The following is a 16183-nucleotide window of genomic DNA, read 5'->3' as shown; positions in this document are numbered from 1 at the left end:
CGCTCATGTTGGCACAACAATGTCAGAGGCCCGGAAGCCAGAAACGCCCAGGAACCCCCAGCAAGAACGGCAAACAGCCCGCTACGGCCACGACTTACGGCACGACGATGCGGAAAACGCGCCTAGTCGATGTCGAACGCTGCCCGTCGTGTGAGGCGCCGGCGCCGGTGAAGGACCGATCGGGTGACGCTGGTGGACCTTCCGGTGTTTGGTCGGCGGGCCCCAGTTGGTGCCCGGACCTGCGGGCCAGCTCGATCGCGGAGTCGCGGGTGAGAACCGCAGATGGGCGCGGTCCAGGATGCCCGCCTCGCTCTTCACCCAGCGCCCGCGCAGCAGCAGGTCGGCGACCACCCACCAAGTGACGGACGTTGGGCAGCGAGATCACGACCCGTCCGCCGGGGTTCGAGGTTGTCAGCCACCAACCGGCTGAGGGTGGCCCACGGGTCGACGAGATGCTCGAGTACGTCGGCCAGCAGCAGCTGCTGGAACACCGGTCGCTGGTGTAGGTCTCCACCGGCCCTACCGCAACCTCGGCGTACCGGCGCCGCGCCAACGCCGCCGCCTCGGCTCAGGCTCGATGCCGTGGACCTCGATGCCGGCAGCAGCGAGATCCGCGCACACCGCGCTTCGCCGCACCCCACGTCGAGGATCGGGCGTCGGGACGCAGGTGCCGGCTGACCGCCGGCCGGCGCTAACCGAAGTAGGCGGTCGAGGGGTGGAACTCGCGGCGGGCCAGGCGGCGGAGCACGTCCAGCAGTTCGAGACTCCCGCGCAGCCCGCGGATCTTGGTCGGGGTCCGCCCTGGCGGGTAGCGCCGTGCCACGGGTACCTCGCAGGTGCGTAGCCCGAGCTGCGAGGCTCGCACCGATAGGTAGGCCAGAAGCTCGTAGCCTTGGAACACGTCGCGGAAGGGTTGCACCTCTGGGTGGGTCAGGTAGCGACGGGAGTGTCCGCGGAAGGCGTTGGTCGTGTCCGTGAAGCGCTCGCCCGCCAGCAGCGAGATCACCGGCGCGTGGATCGCGCGGATCGCCAGCAGCCGCAGCGAAGGAGTGCGTTCGGCCACGCCGCCAGGTACGAACCGGGAGCCCTGGACAAAGTCACAGCCGTCGTCGAGCGCGGCGACGAGCGCGGCGATCCCGGCCGGGTCGTCCTTGGCGTTGCCATCCATGCGGATCACGCCCCCGTAGCCCTCGCGCAGCGCAAACGCGAAGCCCATGCGTTCCTGGGCGGCCAGACGGCCCGGTCCGGTCTTGGTCAGCAGGGCCCGCACCCCGAGGGCGGCCAGCCGCCGCGGCTCGGTGGAGCCGTCGCGGCTACCCCCGTCGCAGATGATGACGTCTGGAACCTCGGGGGGCCGCCTCATCGCCTCGAGCTGCCGGATGATCCGCTCGCCCTCGTCGATCACGGGTATCGCCACGGCGTAGCGCGTGGACCGCGGCGCGAACGCCTCGACTCGGTGCTCAGGGACCGCCCAACCGGCATCGTCCGGCTGCAGGGCGCTCACGGTTGGGCTCCCCCATAGACACGCTGGACGAAGGCGACCGCGTCGGCCACGGTCTGGGCTTGCCGGCCGGCTGCCACCGGTCGCATCTCGATCGACACGTGACCCTGGTAGCCGATCCCCCTCAGGGCGTCGGCAGCGAGCTCATGCTGCGTGCGTCCATCGCCGGGCACCGGACCAAGTTCTGGCTCGCTGGCATGCACGTGGGAGAGCAGCCCGGCACCGTCGGTGATCGCTGTGACCACGTCATCGCCGGCCAGCCGCATGCAGGCGGTGTCGAGGTGGAGGCGTAGACCCGGGTGGTCCACGCGCCGCACTAGGTCAAGCGCCTCGGTAACGGTGGTCACGAAGTCGGCACCGTACGCCGGCGGGTTGGCCTCCAGCACAACCGTGACGCCGTGCTCCGCGGCGCTCTGGGCGATCCGCGCGAAGACCGCTGCGGCCCGCGCTGTGGCTATCTCCTCGGGGAGGTCGCCCCGGAGCCGGTTGCGGGGCGAGCCGAACACGGCGACCTCGGCGCCGAGCTGCCCGGCGATGCGGAGCACCGTGCCGAGGTATGCGATCAGCTGTTCGACGTGCTGCTCGTCGCCGAACAGCTGGAACTCGGGCTGGCCGTAGAGCAGGGCCTGCATGGCCACGACCTCGAAGCCGGCCCCGGCCAGCCGCTGACGGACCTGCGCGACCTCATGTGCCCTCACGGTAGTGAGCTCGGGCCAGAGCTTGGTCGGGGCGACCTCCAGCGCAGTGACGCCCGCGCCGCGCAGCAGCTCGAGTACCTCCGGGTCGAACGGGTCTTCCCAGGCGATGTTCGACACGGCAAGCTTCATGCCACGGCGTCCGGGGTCGAGGCGAAGGCGCGCAGGCGGTCGAGCATCTCCTCGGCACCGTAGTGGTAGGCATCGCCGCGGCCGAGCACGCTGGCGTGCCGGCTGCGCACCCGGTAGGTGACCTGTGGCGCCTCGGTGCTGATGTGGTCCCGGCCGAACGCCTCCCTGGCAACGCGCCGAGCGCTCAACGGCTCGGTTGCCACGTTGACCAGCGGCAGGTCGGCGTCCAGGATGCGCTGCAGGTCGCCCCACAGCAGGTCCATGTCGTAGAACTGGAACTCGCTATCGCGATGGGTGAGGCCGACCTCGTCCCGGCCCAGGTAGAGGTCGTAGACGAAGTTCTTCTTCAGCCCTTGGCCGAACAGCGCCGGCAGACGCACAACGACCGCCTGGGGAAACCGGGTCTGCACCTCGCGCTCGAGCAGCAGCCGGTTGCGGCCGTAGGCGTGGTGGTGGTCGGCGCTGATCGCGGTCGCCTCGTCGACGTCGACGGGGTTGGGGTAGACGTCCACGGTCGAGATCAGCACGAACCGCTCCGCGGTGACCGTCGACAGACCCGCCAGCAGCCGTTCGATGTTCGCGCGGTCAGCGTCGGGCTGCTGGTTGGCGATCCACTTCGCGGCTGGTGCGGCGGCGCAGACCAGCAGGTCGCAGCGGTGACCCGCCAGTTCGTCCAGGTTCGCCCGGTTCACCAACAGGTCGAAGGACGTCTGGCGGCGGAGCGTTGTGCCCACGAACCCGGTGTAGCCCACCAGTGTCGTGGTCCCCACCGCGCTCCGATACCCTGTGCGTGGGCGGTATCGTACCCTGCTCTGCTGTGGGGCCGATCGGTGCGTCGCGACCTGCGCTGGAGGACGTGGAGACCTACGACCGGATCGTGATCGGCGCGGGGATCTTCGGTCTCTACGCTGCGCGCCTGAGCACCCGGCGGGGGCTGCGGACAGCGGTTGTCGACCGCGAACCTGAGCCGCTCACGCGCGCCAGCTACGTGAACCAGGCGCGGCTGCACCACGGCTACCACTACCCGCGCAGCCGCTTCACCGCGCTCAGCTCGGGCCAGTACTTCGAACGCTTCTCCGCCGAGTTCCCCGAGGCCGTGCACAGCCGCTTCGACAACATCTACGCCATCGCGGCCAGCGGCAGCGTGACCAGCGCCGCACGGTTCGAGGAGTTCTGCGAGGCAATCGGCGCCCCGACCCGTCGGGTGCCCACCAGCGACTACTTCGTGGCGGGCGCGGTCACCCAGGCGTGGGCGACCACCGAGTACGCGACGTCCAACGACCGGCTGCGCATGGCCCTACTCGCGCGGCTCGACGACCGGGTGCACTGGCAGCTTGGCGCTGGCGTGACCGGATTGGACGTGGGCGGGGGGGAGGTGCGCCTGGAGCTCGAAGACGGCCGCCAGCTGTGCGCGGCCAGTCTGGTGATCGCGGCCTACGCCGGAGCGAACCCGCTGCTGCTGTCTGCCGGGCTCGCGCCCCTGCCCCTGAAGTACGAGCTGTGCGAGGTGGCCCTGGTCACGCCCTCGGCACCGCTGGCCGGCCTGGGCATCACCGTAATGGACGGTCCGTTCTTCTCCGTGATGCCCTTCGGAGACAGCGGACTCCACTCGCTGTCGTCGGTCGGGTTCACCCCGCACGCCGCCACCACCGATGCCGTGCCAGCCTTCGCCTGCCAGCGCGCCAACCCGCACTGCACCCCGCAGCTGCTCGACACCTGCTCGACCTGCCCTGCGCGCCCATCTAGCGCCGCGCCCTGGATGGCGCAGCTCGCCCGCCGCTTTCTGCACCCCGAACTGGTCTTCGAGCACGAGCGGTCGCTGTTCACGGTCAAAACGGTGCTCGCGACCTCCGAGATCGACGACGGACGACCCACGCTGCTGGTGCACCACTGCGACGCCCCCGAGGTCACCAGCGTGGTGTCCGGCAAGCTGAATGCGATCTACGACCTGGAGGGTCGGCTGTGACGACCGAGCTGGCTCCCCGCCAACCCACCTTCGTCTCGGCCGTGGTGTACGCCCGCGACGCCGGACCGGGCGTTGCCGTCGCGCTCCGGACCCTGTCGGACACGCTCGGGGCGCTGTTCGCCCTGCACGAGATCGTGCTGGTCGATGACGGCAGCCAGGACGAGACCGCTACCTACGCCCGTGCCTGCGTAGCCCAGCTGCAGGGGTCGCTTCTGGTGGTGGAGCTGCCCCGCAGCCACGGTCGCGAGCTGGCCATGCTGGCGGGCCTCAGCCGCGCCACGGGTGACTGGGTCTACGAACTCGACGACCCAGTTCCCGACCACGACCTGGATCTGCTGCGCGAGCTATACATCACCGCCGCGCGCGGTCACGACATCGTCGCGGCCTCTCCGGGGGTCTCCTCCACGGCAGCCGGCTGGTTCTACCGCATCGCCAACCGGTTGTCGTACCTCGACGAGCCGCTATCCACCGAACGCACCCGCCTGGTCTCCCGCCGTGCCCTCAACGCCATGCTCGACCTCAAGGAGCGCACCCGCTACCGACAGGCCCTGTACTCCTTGACCGGGTTCCCCAAGATCACCTTGACCTACCGTTCGGCTGCGCCCCGCAGACAGCGTCTGGACGGGCGCACCCTGAGCCTCGCTCTAGACGTGATCATCGCCTACAGCGATATCGGACCCCGTGTCGCGGAGCTGCTGTCGCTGCTCTTCGGTCTCTTCTCCGTCGGCGCGGTCGGCTACGTGGTCGCGGTCAACCTCTTCAGCGACTCCGTGGTCGAGGGCTGGACCACCCTGATGGTGCTGGTCTCGGTCGGGCTGGCCGGGACCTTCCTCACCCTCGGGCTCATCGCCGAGTACCTCGCTCGGATCCTGCGCGAGGTCCGCTCGCGCCCGCTGTATGTGGTCGAGCGCGAGACGACGCATCTCGGGGACCGCGCCGCCGGCAGCTCGCGGCAGCCCAACTCGGCTGCGCAGGCGACATCTGGTGCAGGGAGCCCGGCAGGGCCACCGGGAAGCGGCGCATGACGTGGGAGTACGCGATCGAACTCGGACCCTGTACGCCGCTGACGGGCCTATCCACCTCGCAGTCTCTCTGTTGGGTGCCGCGGTGGTCGTGCTGCCGCTGGCAGCTGGTTCCGCCCGTGCCCTGGCTGGTGCGGCGACACCCGTCGACGACTTCATCGTAGGCGATGTCACCTACGGCTTGTACGACAAGCGACAGGACTTTGTGTTCGCAGGGCTGCTTGTCGTGCTCTCGCTGCCCCTGCTCCCCATTGCGTTGCGGCTCGCGCGACAGACGCTGCGACTGGGCGCACGCCCGCTGGCTCGACTGACGGATCTGGGTGAGGCTCACCTTCATCTGCTGGTACTGGCCGCTGCGGTCGCAGTCGTAGCTGCCGACCTGCCCTCCGCGTTTTTCCAGGGGGCCGCCACGGGCCCGATTGCGTTCGTCGTGGAGCTCGGCGGCCGAGAGGCTGCGACGCGTTCACTAGCTGTTGCCGCGGCGTTCGCGGCTCTCCTGCCCGTACATCTCCGGCGGCGTCAGGCGGGAGGTCAGCTCGGGTCTCGTGTGGCTGTCTTGGCGGTTACCGGTGCAGCCGCAGCGGCCGTGCTTGTAGCCGGGGCAGGGCTCGGGTTCGTCTACCCGTGGTGGATGGGACTCAGCGTCCTGGCGGTGTCCTTCGCTCTGGCCTCGCTCGGGCCGTCAGTGCTCGACCGACTCATCTTGGTCATGCAGATCCCACTGCCGCTGGTGTGGCTGGGGCTTCTCGGTTACCGCTTGGAAGCCCCGGGAGCGGCAACGTGGGTCGGGGCCTCGAGCATGGGGCTGCTGCTGGTGGGTGTGGCGGTCGTCGCGATGCTTACGAACCAAGCGCTCGCGGCGCGGCAAGCTGGGCCGAGCAAGCCCCGGCTGCTTCGGTTCACCGGCCCCGCGATCGTGGGGCTCCTCCTTGCCGGCGACGCGCCTATCGATGCGTTTGCCATGGGCGACGAGTTTCACGTGGGCGAGATCGTGCTCCCCTTCCAGCAGCTGACGGAGCAAGGTGCGACCGCGTTCGCGGAGTTCGTGCCGATACCAGGACTGGCGGGGTGGCTCTACGGGGCCGTCAATGACGTGATGTTCGGCGGTGGCCTACAGGCCTTTCCCCTCGCCTATCGGCTCACTCTGACTGTCGCTGCCGCCGGTGGTGTCTTGTTGGTGGCGTCGATCGCAGGTCGTGCGTGGGGTGCTGTGCTCGCTGCGCCGATCGCTGCAGTGCTGCTGACCATCGGCCCGGATCGGGCCCTTGTTCCCCTGCTGGTGTGCTTGACGGCGGCCAACCCCGTGCTTCTGGGACGACCGACACTGTGGTTCGGGGTGGCTCCGCTGGTCGCGCTTGTGGGAGCACTGTTGATGCCTACGACGGGGATCGCGGCTGCTGTGGCCGTGGCGGGAGTAGGGCTGTGGCTCGTGGTGCGGGCCCCACGGCGACACGGCGCGCCCCGGACCGCCGCAACGGTCAGCGGCGTGGCACGGACGGTTGCACCCGCAGGGGCAGTGCTTGCTGTCGCGCTGGCGGCGGGCTGGAAACCGCTGCTGGCGATGGTCGCCTTCGTGCGGCACGAGGCCCAGGTCAACACGGCCAGCTACGCACTTGGCCTGTGGCAGCGGGGCGCACCCTCCGCGCTGGACCTGCTGGGCGACCTGGTGCGCTTCTCGGCCTGGCTGGTGGCGCTGCCGGTGCTGCTTTGGCTCGCCGGACGGCTCCGCGCGCGGATCACCGAGGATGCGCCGCCTGCCGGAAGGGTGCTCGCGCTCACCTGGGTTGGGGTGCTGGCAATGACCCTCCCGTACGCGCTGGGCCGGATCGACGGTGGACACCTGTCGCGACCCGGGATGCTGTCGATGGCCACGATGCTGGTGGTCCTGCCGTGCGTGTGGGCCGCCTGGACACGGCATCGGGACGAGGGGGCAGATCGGCCGGGACAGCTCTGGCAGGCGGTGGGTGCGTTGATGCTGGTCGGGGTGGCATCATTGGTGGTGCCCACATCCGGCGAGATCGCACTCGCGCTCGAGCGCACGCAGCGACCCCGTGACGGCGACGTCGCCTGGACCCCGGCAGAGAGCGAAGATCAGGTATGGCTGGATCCAGAAGTCGCGCGCCGACTGGACGATGTCGCGGCGCTGAGCGGCGAGCGATACTGGGATATGACCGGCCGCAACCTGCAGTACGCCGCGCTGGGCGCCGAGGTGGGCCCGCCGCTGTCCCAGTCGTTCTACGCTGCCTACCGGCACGCCCAGCTGGAGACGATAGAGGCGTTGCGGGCACAGCCCGTGCCAGTGGTCTTCGAGCCGAACACCGACCTGACAGCGTTCCCCGCACAACTGCGCGCCTACCGCGTGTTCAGGTGGCTGGTGGAAAGTGGCTACCACCCCGCGAGCCGGGGCAGGGGGCTTGCACTGCTGCCCCCTGGCCATCCGGCGCCCGCCGGAGCCCGCGAGCTGCGTCTGTCCGAGCTCGCACCGACGGTGGCGCTCGCCGAGCTGCCACGGACGTTAGGCCTGCAGGTCGGCGCGCTGGGCCCGGTGCTCGGGGTGTGGCGACCTGTGCAGGCGAGCGCCACCGCCGGTGGGTGGCGTCTCGACCTGTCCACCACCAGCGAGCCGCGACCCGACGTTCTCCTGCTGCGGCTGGCGTGCGACCACGGACCGGTGGTGGTCACGATCGAGGTGGCCGGGTCAAAGCTCAGGCTGCGCACCCCCGACGGCGGTCGACTACTCGTGCCGCTGGGGGTGGCGCCGGGCTACCTCGTAGGATCCGACGAACAGACGGCGACGGTGACCGCCACGGCGCCGTGCAGTCTGGTCGACGCCAGCATCACGCGGTTGGATGGAGCGCGCTGAGTCAGGACAGGAACCTGTTAGAGTTCGGCGTATGATTCGGCGCAAGCCCGCTAGGTCGGGATGACCAACTTCCGTAACTGGCGCATCCGCGTCCTGCTCTACGCCAGCCGCCCAGACTGGTCCAAGCTCGCCACGGTCGCCCCGTGACCCTGCGGAATCCGAAGAGTCAGATTCACTCCGTCGTTCTCAACCCCGCTCGACCAGCCCCTCGGCGACCTGGCGCTCCGCCGCCTCCCGCTCGACGGCGCCGTTGAGCTCCTGCCTATGCTGGGACTTCGGATATGAGCGGGGTGTCGGGTTGCGATGGAAGTCACAGGGGCCCTGCGAGGATCGAGGTGTCGAAAGCCGCCTCGTGTCAGGACCCCTGTGGAGACCGATGCTGCGCGCATGTGCCAGCTACTTGTCGGACTGCCTGCGGTGAACGTGCTCGGGGTGGCCGATCTGCTGCCGGCGCTGCCGCTGGTGATGCACGTCGAGACCGTCCTAGTTCCCTAGTCCTAGTCGGAGAGCTGGGGAAGCTGTCCGCGAGTCTCACGGCGGCTGCGTAGCACCGGGCGGCTCGAGGACCGTTGTCCACACAAGCCATGGATCCGCGGCCGCGGCGTCGCACGCTGGACGTACGGTGGTGACAGCTGCAGTACCACCAGCCGAGGTGCAGCATGACGGCGATGACCAGCGGCGAGCTGCTGCAACAGTTCCGCGGACGCTGGGAGCGGAGACCGGGAGCGCCCTGATGGATCGTCTGCCACCGGCCGGAGCCCGTCTCGTCACGCGCGACGACCTGCTCGCCACCCGCGACGACCTCACCCGCTAGATCGGGCAACTCGAGCAGCGCATGAACGCACGGTTCGACGCGGTCGACCATCGCTTCGACGCGCTCGACCACCGCTTCGACGCGGTCGACCATCGGTTCGACGCGCTCGACCACCGGTTCGAAGCGGTCGACGCCCGCGTGGGTGAAGCCGAGCACCGGCTCACGGCCGCCATGCGGGGCGAGATCGTCACCGCGATCACCACACAGACGCGCACCATGATCTTCACGATGGCCGGCACGGTCATCAGCCTGATGGCGTTCCTGGTCGTCTTCCAACGCGTCGCCGGTTGACGAGCCCGGCTGGGTGGCAGCGCCGACGGAAGGCGTGGGAGCCGGGACACGCTGCCGATCGCGTCAGGAGGTCCGCGGGCCTGGGCGTCACCACGCGTCCGGGATCAACGGCGCACGTTGCAGTGCGCAGCGCGCTCCTGACCTCGTCCTCTGATGGGCGGACCCCGAACGGCCTCGTCCGGGGTCCGCGTTCGGGGATCGCTGGATCCTGCATGCCTCCGTTGCGGGCGGGCGGGGGTCGTCGGAGACATCGGTACCGGCGTCGCGTCCTGCCGACGCCCGACCGTCAGATGCGGCGTCGGATACCGCACGACCGAACGCGCTGGGTTGTCCGACTGCGACTGTGACTTGCCGAACTCGCCCGGCTCGCCGTGGTGCTCGTCGATCACCGAACGCACCGCCTCAGCGGTGCTGCTGCGGTCTTCGCCGCCGCGCTCTTGGGTCTCGACGTCCTGGCTGCCGAGCTCCTCGGTGTTGACCTTCCTCGGTGTTGCGCTGGTCGGTGGTGTTGAGCGGCTGGTCCTGGCTGCCGGCGGGGACCGAGATCCCGACCCGCGCAGCGGCTTCGCTGAGCCCGTCCTGCATCGCGTCGGGGAGCTGTCCGGTGGCGCTTGCCAGCAGGCCGGCTGCGGTGACGGCGCTGACCGCGCCGGCAGCGACCTTGGCGCTCAGCGCGGTGAAGAGGGTCTCGACATGTCGTGGTCTCCTGTGTGGAGTCTTCGTCACGATGCGTCGTTGCCCGTGACTCACAATCGCGCATAAGCGATCGCGGCCCGACGGTTCCGGGTGGCTGGAACATGCCCCGCGTGACTAGGCCGCCCGCCGCAGGACCCGTCCCGGCTCTCACCACCACGGCCGGGAGTGCCCGACTCCATGGGTGGTCGTAGCGGTAGTCTCGCGTGGTGGTACCTCCCTAGGTCAACGACAGCGCCCGCAAGTCCTCGTCACGGCAGTCGCGGACGTCTCAGGCCCTGTGTCGTGGCAGGACCGCGCGAGGACGTGCTCACATCGCACGATCAGTGCCCTGCTGGGTGCGGGTGCGAACTTCTCACGCGCCGGAAGCATCTCTTGTCGCAACCGGGCGGAAGCCGCTCGCGGCGGAGGGATCGATGGCTGATACGGCTGAGCTGGTGGCTGCCACCTGATCCGGTGACGGCGCCGCCCTGGGACTGTTGCTCCAGTGGCACCGCGCGTGGTCGTACGCCGTGGCCCTCGGTTACCTGCGCGACCCCGTGGAGGCGCAGGACGCCGTGCAGGATGCGTTCCTGGTGGTGGTCCGGCACGTGGGATCGCTGCGCGCCCCGGAGGCGTTCACCCCGTGGCTGCAACGCATCGTCCGCAACGTCTGTCTCGCCCGACTGCGGCGCCGAACCCCTGCTCTGGTCAGCGTTGAGGGTGGGTTGGTCTACACCACCGTCTCACGGGCCTAGCCGTTCCCCCGGACCTCCAGCGGAGGGTCCTCTCGCGGCATCATGTGACACTTGAACTGGTGGACTCCGAGCTGAACTGTCTCGATGAAGCGGGACGGCTCCTTCACCTGTGTCTCCACCTGCGACAGGACCACATCGGTCAGCGCTCCAAGAAGCTCCATGATCTCGAGCGGGCCATCAATCGTCTACCTCGCGAGGCGTGGGCCGCCGCTGCTCGACTGGCACACGAAGTCGGTGCCGAGGACTCGATGAGCGTCGGCCTCCGGCAACTGCCGTCCGGTGTGCATCTCGCTTCGGAGCTGGACCTGCCGGTGCCGACCCGCCTGGAGCTCGTCCTCCGAAGTAGCGGTGCGCCTCGCTCAGCGGTCAGCCTGTTCCAGACGCTGTCGCTCGTTGCCGGATTCCGCCCGCTACGTGGCTGGCAAGGCGTTCCCACCACCGGCGTTCCTGCGTTGGTGGGCGCCGTTCCCGGTGGAGACGCGCTGGGGCTCTTACGTGCCTACGCCTATCGCATGCGGTGGGTCCTGGTAGCGGCGTGAGGGCGATCCCGCTCATCCTCCGGGCTACGAGACGGTCCCGCGCCGATCGACGGCCGTCTCGAACCTCGGACGCGAACCCCGGCGGTTCGTCCACAACGTCGTAGCGGCACGTTCGCCTGCGTACGGGGAACGCCCCCATGCTGGCGGGGACGAGCGAGGGCGCACGTGACGGAGACCCTGTCGACGTACCTGACGGAGTGGCTCGAGACCCAGCGTCCGCGTCTCGCCGCGTCCACCTGGCACGCCTACCGGGGCATCGTCGATCGCTACCTCGTTCCGGGCTTGGGAGATTTCGCCCTCGACGCGATCGAGGTGCGCGACCTCGACCGGTTCTACGCCCGGCTGATGCGCAGCGGCGGCAAGAACGGCAAGCCGCTCTCGCCACGGACGGTGCAGTTCACCCACGCGGCGTTGCGCAAGGCCCTCTCGGACGCCATCCGGCAGGGGCTGTTCGCCGCGAAACCCTGCGTCGACGCGTCCCTTCCTCGCCACGACCCCGACGTCGACGAGGTAGACGACGACGAGCGGGCCATCTGGAGCGCTGAACGGCTGCGGACCTTCCTCGAACTCACCGTCGCCGATCCGCTGCACGAACTCTGGGTCGTCGCCGCCGCCACGGGGATGCGCCGCGGGGAGCTCCTCGGCCTACGCTGGTGCAATGTGGATCTCGACCAGGGCGTGCTCCACGTGCGTCGGGCCCTGAGCCAGCTCCCTGATCGCTTAACAGCTCAAGCGTCCGAAGACGTCCCGGACCCGCTCCATCAGCATCGACGACGTACGAGCGCTGCGCTGCAACGGACACGGCAGAGTCATGAGCGGGCCCGCAGCGTCGCCGGGGACCGTTGGGACAACCGCTGGGATCTCGTCTTCACCACCGAGGACGAACAACCCCCTGGATCCACTCAGCGTCACCTGCGCCTTCCGCGACGTCGTCGCGCAGCTACCACTGCCGCGCATCCGCTTACACGGCGTCCGCCACTGCCAACGCGAGCCTCATGCTCCAGGCCGGCGTGCCAGTGCCGGTGGTCAGCCGTCGACTGGGTCACGCGAACGCGAGCATGACCTGGACGTCTACGCACACGTCCTCCCGGCGATGGACGACGACGCCGTGACCCGCTTCAGCGCTGAGGTGTTCGGATCAGATGAGCCATGAGCATCAAGATGGTAGGTACTGATGTTAAGATGCTCGGTATGCGGACCACCATCAGGATCGACGACGCCCTCTACCGAGCGGTGAAGGAACGCGCCGCACGGGATGGTCGCACGGTCGGCGAGGTGATCGAGGACGCGCTGCGTCGGTCGTTCGAGGCGTCAGCGCGGCGCGCGGACGAGGATCTGCCGCCACTGCCGACGTACGGAGGCAGCGGGACCCTGCCCGGTGTCGACCTCGGTGAGGGGGCGGCCCTCCGTGATGTCATGGATCGCGACGAGGATCTGCGTGCGCTTCGTTGATGTGAACGTCCTCGTTTACGCCCACCGACCCGAGGTTCCGCATCACGATCGCTACCGGAGCTGGTTGGAGGAGACACGTCGCGCAGACGAGCCTCTCGGACTCGCCTCGGTGGTGCTCTCGGGCTTCATCCGTGTCGTCACCCACCCTCGTGTCTTCCGCGAGCCGACGCCGCTCGATGTGGCATTCAGCTTCAGCGATGCCCTGCGGACGGGCGCGAACGTCCTCGCCGCAGATCCCGGCCCACGCCACTGGGCGATCTTTGAGCGGTTATGCCGGACCGGAGAGGCACGGGGCAACCTCGTGCCGGACGCGTACGTCGCGGCGATCGCGATGGAGCGCGGCGCGACCCTCTGCTCGGCCGACCGGGGCTTCGCCCGTTTCCCGGAGCTCAGCTGGATACACCCGCTCGACGCCCTCTGAGCCGGCAGGGAACTGCCGTGGGCACCTTGCTGTTCATAGTGGGTCGCGGGACCGACTCCAGAGCCCGTCCGCGGGGTAGTCGTGCAAGGAGTTGGTTCCCTTTCGGGGCGACAGACGCTTCGTCACGGCAGTCGCGGACGTGGCTAAGGGCCTGTGTCGTGGCAGGACCGCGGGAGGACGCGCGCACACCGCACGATCAGTGCCCTGCTGGATGCGGGTGCGAACTTCTCACGCGCCGGAAGCATCTCTTGCCGCAACCGGGCGGAAGCCGCTCGCGGCGGAGGGATCGATGGCTGATACGGCTGAACTGGTGGTTGCGACCCGATCCGGTGACGGCGCCGCCCTGGGACTGTTGCTCCAGCGGCACCGCGCGTGGTCGTACGCCGTGGCCCTCGGCTACCTGCGTGACCCCGTGGAGGCGCAGGACGCCGTGCAGTATGCGTTCCTGGTGGCGGTCCAGCACGTGGGCTCGCTCCGCGCCCCGGACGCGTTCACGCCGTGACTGCAAACGCATCGTCCGCAACGTCTGTCTCGCCCGGCTGCGGCGCCGGACCCCTGCTCTGGTCAGCGTCGAGCACCTGAGTGATGAGAACGTCGTCAACGCCGGAAGGTCCACGGAGGAGACGCTGGAGACACAGCTCCTCGGCGACTGGATATGGGCGGCGCTGGTTCAGCTACCGGAGCACCTGCGGCTGGTCGTGATGCTGCGGTACTTCGGCCGACAGCACCCGTACGCCCAGATCGCCGCCGTGCTCGACGCCCCGGTCGGAACCGTGCGCAGCCGCCTGTCCGAAGCCAAGCGGCGTCTGGGCGGGATTCTGCTGCACAGCGCCGCCGATGACTGGGAACATCGCCGACGCGCCGCGGCTGAACGGCACCGCATCGAGCACGCCGTCGCTGAGCTGACACGCCATCGTCCCGAACCGTTCACGGCCGAGGTCTCCCGAGACGTCCGCGTGGCGTTCCCGACGGGTCGGTGCTGCGTGGCCGCGACCAGCTGGCCGCGGTGGTCGAGGACGATCTCGCGGCGGGGATCTCTTTCCGTCTCACGGACGTGGTGCACAGTGCCGGCATCACCATCATCGAGGGCCAGTTCGACAACCCCGCCGACGATCCCTCGAACTGTCCGCCAACGATGACCCAGGTTCGCCTCGGCCCCGAGGGGACCACCACGCACATCCGGGTCGGATCTGTTATCCGTTCGCGAGTTTTCTGTCGGCGAGCGCAACGGAACTCCCGTTCACTGACCGTAGCTTCGACCTCGCGACGACTTGGACGGTTCTCCAGCACATACATTCCCAGCCACGTCTTAAGGGCTGCCCAGGAGATACGAGAGTCTCGCAAGCCAGTGGGCTGCTCCTCATCTGTGAAGAGACTTTCTTACCGGGTGTGTCAAGAACGCATAGTTGGCACCGGACGCCCTGAAGAGTATTCTGCGATGTTCCAAGAGCTGATGTCCTCCTCCGTGATGACTACTCGAAGACATTGATCGGATACCAGGCGAACGTAGTTCGGGCCGGATGATGCTATTCCGATTGGACCGAACGGCCCAGTGATCAACAACGACCAGGCGGACCCTGCCCGTGCAATGACGAACGGGGGCAGCCCCATGGCCGCTCGCCGATCTCACCGACGATGTCTCTTTACCTGCTCACTCCAACGAGCCTTGGACCCGCAAGCGTCTGTCGGTGACATTCTCGATCTGGAGGTCGCCTCGAGCCTGATCAACGGTGGCTCCTCATGGGCTCGAAGGTTGGGTCTGATCGTTCTCGATCAGTGTGTGCGCAGCAACTACCGCAGGCCGCCGTTGCCTGTCTCCACAAGCCCATGGATCACCTGATGCAGGTAGCCGTAGTCAGTGCGTATCCCTTCCACATGTTCGCGCAGGCCGCGCAATTGCATCGGCATGGGATGCTGTACGGCCTGTACACAGTGATGCCCAAAACGCGTATCTCCAATGTCCCGAACAGTCGCGTTCACTCCCATCCCGTACGGGCGGCGTTGCGCCACGGACTGCGTGCTCTTACTCCAGCCATCGACGACCAGATGAGTCGCTTCGTGATCCGAGGGCTCGACCGGTGGTCGAAGTCCCGAGCGGTTGAAGCCGACATCGTAATCGGCCTTTCTTCGTTCGCGACAGATACGTTGCGGCGCGCTGGGGATCTCGGTCGCCTGGTGGTCTGTGATCGCGGATCGTGGCACATACTCGAACAGAGGGCAGTCCTCGAGAGAGAACATGAGAAGTGGGGTTTTCAGCCGCCCCGATTCGATCCGTGGATCGTCAGCAGAGAACTCAGCGACTACGAATCGGCAGACCTTATCTTTGTGCCATCGGAGGCGGCGGAGAGTTCGTTTGTACGGAGGGGAGTCGCAGCTGACAAGCTGCGACGCATACCGTACGGCGTCGATACAGAGGTGTTCGCAACGCCCGACCGTTCCGGGAACGGTGACTTCCGTGTCGTGAGTGTTGGAAGGGTCGAGCTGCAGAAAGGCCACCAGTATCTCCTTGAAGCGCTGGCACAGATCGAATATCCAGCTGCGACGTTCGTCGGGCCTATCGATCACGAGTTCGGGCGGCGCTTCGCTGATCAGCTTACGCGAGTCACCTGCACGGGGCGTGTAGGAAGCGACGAGGTAGCGCGACTGATGCGACAGTCCTCGGTCTTTGTGTTGGCCTCAGTCCAAGAAGGACTCGCACTCGTCGTTCTAGAGGCGATGGCCTCGGGCCTCCCCGTGATCGCCACAACCGCGACCGGAGCCTCAGAGTTCGTCGACGATGGTGTTCATGGATACCTCGTGAGTCCTGGGGACCCCGACGCCATCGCGGCCGCACTCCACGATCTTCGGGAGGATCGGGATCTACGCAAGAGAATGGGAGACGCTGCGTCGCGTCGCGCCCAGGAAGCCGGTACCTGGAACTCCTATGGCGATTCCGTTGCATCCACTCTTGCAGCAGCGACAAGATGTCTATGATGAAACATGAACGCAAATCCGTCTCGGCATCGTGGTGTCCCACCCCACCCAACATCACGTCCCCCTCTATCAAAGGCTGGCCCA

Annotated in this window: 16 protein-coding genes and 1 pseudogene; 13 read left to right on the top strand and 4 right to left on the bottom strand. The window is 68.1% G+C overall.

Translation table 11 applies throughout. The features are described 5' to 3' along the window. The first annotated feature begins 368 nt into the window (after positions 1–368). Positions 369–506 carry a hypothetical protein gene (locus KY462_09295; GenBank protein MBW3577915.1) on the top strand — a complete coding sequence of 46 codons (138 nt, stop codon included), beginning with the start codon at positions 369–371 and terminating at the stop codon, positions 504–506. Between the two features lie 185 nt (positions 507–691). On the opposite strand, the gene KY462_09290 is transcribed toward KY462_09295, so the two are convergent. Genes KY462_09290 through KY462_09280 form a run of 3 tightly spaced genes read right to left on the bottom strand, consistent with a single transcriptional unit; the run spans position 692 to position 3098 of the window. Next, the gene (locus tag KY462_09290) at positions 692–1495 is read right to left on the bottom strand and encodes a glycosyltransferase family 2 protein (protein MBW3577914.1); all 804 of its coding nucleotides are present in this window, start codon (positions 1493–1495) and stop codon (positions 692–694) included. A 5-nt stretch (positions 1496–1500) separates the two neighbouring features. Further along, positions 1501–2328, bottom strand: coding sequence for a sugar phosphate isomerase/epimerase (locus KY462_09285; GenBank protein ID MBW3577913.1), 828 nt, complete (start codon positions 2326–2328; stop codon positions 1501–1503). Then, the gene (locus KY462_09280; protein ID MBW3577912.1) at positions 2325–3098 is read right to left on the bottom strand and encodes an NAD-dependent epimerase/dehydratase family protein; all 774 of its coding nucleotides are present in this window, start codon (positions 3096–3098) and stop codon (positions 2325–2327) included. Before KY462_09280 ends, KY462_09285 begins: the two co-directional genes overlap by 4 nt. 86 nt (positions 3099–3184) lie before the next feature. On the opposite strand from KY462_09280, the gene KY462_09275 reads away from it, so the two are divergent. The 4 genes from KY462_09275 to KY462_09260 all read left to right on the top strand — a co-directional run bounded on the left by KY462_09275 (position 3185) and on the right by KY462_09260 (position 9284). Further along, positions 3185–4294: an FAD-binding oxidoreductase gene (locus KY462_09275; GenBank protein MBW3577911.1), complete on the top strand. Its 1110-nt coding sequence runs from the start codon at positions 3185–3187 to the stop codon at positions 4292–4294. Further along, positions 4291–5319, top strand: a complete 1029-nt coding sequence (locus KY462_09270) for a glycosyltransferase (protein MBW3577910.1) — start codon at positions 4291–4293, stop codon at positions 5317–5319. The genes KY462_09275 and KY462_09270 overlap by 4 nt, the downstream gene beginning before the upstream one ends. Before the next feature lie 82 nt (positions 5320–5401). Continuing rightward, complete coding sequence (locus KY462_09265; protein ID MBW3577909.1) at positions 5402–8179, top strand: hypothetical protein; 2778 nt, start codon at positions 5402–5404, stop codon at positions 8177–8179. Positions 8180–9014: 835 nt separating this feature from the next. Beyond that, positions 9015–9284: a hypothetical protein gene (locus tag KY462_09260; protein ID MBW3577908.1), complete on the top strand. Its 270-nt coding sequence runs from the start codon at positions 9015–9017 to the stop codon at positions 9282–9284. A gap of 402 nt (positions 9285–9686) precedes the next feature. On the opposite strand, the gene KY462_09255 is transcribed toward KY462_09260, so the two are convergent. Continuing rightward, positions 9687–10010 carry a hypothetical protein gene (locus KY462_09255; protein ID MBW3577907.1) on the bottom strand — a complete coding sequence of 108 codons (324 nt, stop codon included), beginning with the start codon at positions 10008–10010 and terminating at the stop codon, positions 9687–9689. 479 nt (positions 10011–10489) lie between these two features. Here KY462_09255 and KY462_09250 point away from each other — a divergent pair, with 479 nt between their 5' ends. The 8 genes and pseudogenes from KY462_09250 (at position 10490) to KY462_09215 (ending at position 16099) form a co-directional block, all read left to right on the top strand. Further along, positions 10490–10714, top strand: a complete 225-nt coding sequence (locus tag KY462_09250) for a hypothetical protein (protein ID MBW3577906.1) — start codon at positions 10490–10492, stop codon at positions 10712–10714. Further along, a pseudogene (locus KY462_09245) lies at positions 10690–11253 on the top strand (hypothetical protein). The gene KY462_09250 and the pseudogene KY462_09245 overlap by 25 nt, the downstream one beginning before the upstream one ends. A 165-nt stretch (positions 11254–11418) precedes the next feature. Further along, the gene (locus tag KY462_09240; GenBank protein ID MBW3577905.1) at positions 11419–12315 is read left to right on the top strand and encodes a site-specific integrase; all 897 of its coding nucleotides are present in this window, start codon (positions 11419–11421) and stop codon (positions 12313–12315) included. A 129-nt stretch (positions 12316–12444) separates the two neighbouring features. Continuing rightward, positions 12445–12705, top strand: coding sequence for a ribbon-helix-helix domain-containing protein (locus KY462_09235; GenBank protein ID MBW3577904.1), 261 nt, complete (start codon positions 12445–12447; stop codon positions 12703–12705). Beyond that, positions 12692–13126 (top strand): type II toxin-antitoxin system VapC family toxin, encoded by a 435-nt coding sequence (locus tag KY462_09230; protein ID MBW3577903.1) that lies wholly within the window; start codon positions 12692–12694, stop codon positions 13124–13126. Before KY462_09235 ends, KY462_09230 begins: the two co-directional genes overlap by 14 nt. A gap of 289 nt (positions 13127–13415) precedes the next feature. After that, positions 13416–13628 (top strand): hypothetical protein, encoded by a 213-nt coding sequence (locus KY462_09225; protein MBW3577902.1) that lies wholly within the window; start codon positions 13416–13418, stop codon positions 13626–13628. Further along, the gene (locus KY462_09220; GenBank protein MBW3577901.1) at positions 13564–14265 is read left to right on the top strand and encodes a sigma-70 family RNA polymerase sigma factor; all 702 of its coding nucleotides are present in this window, start codon (positions 13564–13566) and stop codon (positions 14263–14265) included. The genes KY462_09225 and KY462_09220 overlap by 65 nt, the downstream gene beginning before the upstream one ends. Before the next feature lie 772 nt (positions 14266–15037). Next, the gene (locus KY462_09215) at positions 15038–16099 is read left to right on the top strand and encodes a glycosyltransferase family 4 protein (GenBank protein MBW3577900.1); all 1062 of its coding nucleotides are present in this window, start codon (positions 15038–15040) and stop codon (positions 16097–16099) included. The last annotated feature ends 84 nt before the right edge of the window (positions 16100–16183 follow it).

The sequence above is a fragment of the Actinomycetota bacterium genome (assembly GCA_019347675.1).
Classification (GTDB): domain Bacteria; phylum Actinomycetota; class Nitriliruptoria; order Nitriliruptorales; family JAHWKO01; genus JAHWKW01.
This window is presented reverse-complemented; position numbering and strand designations above follow the sequence as displayed.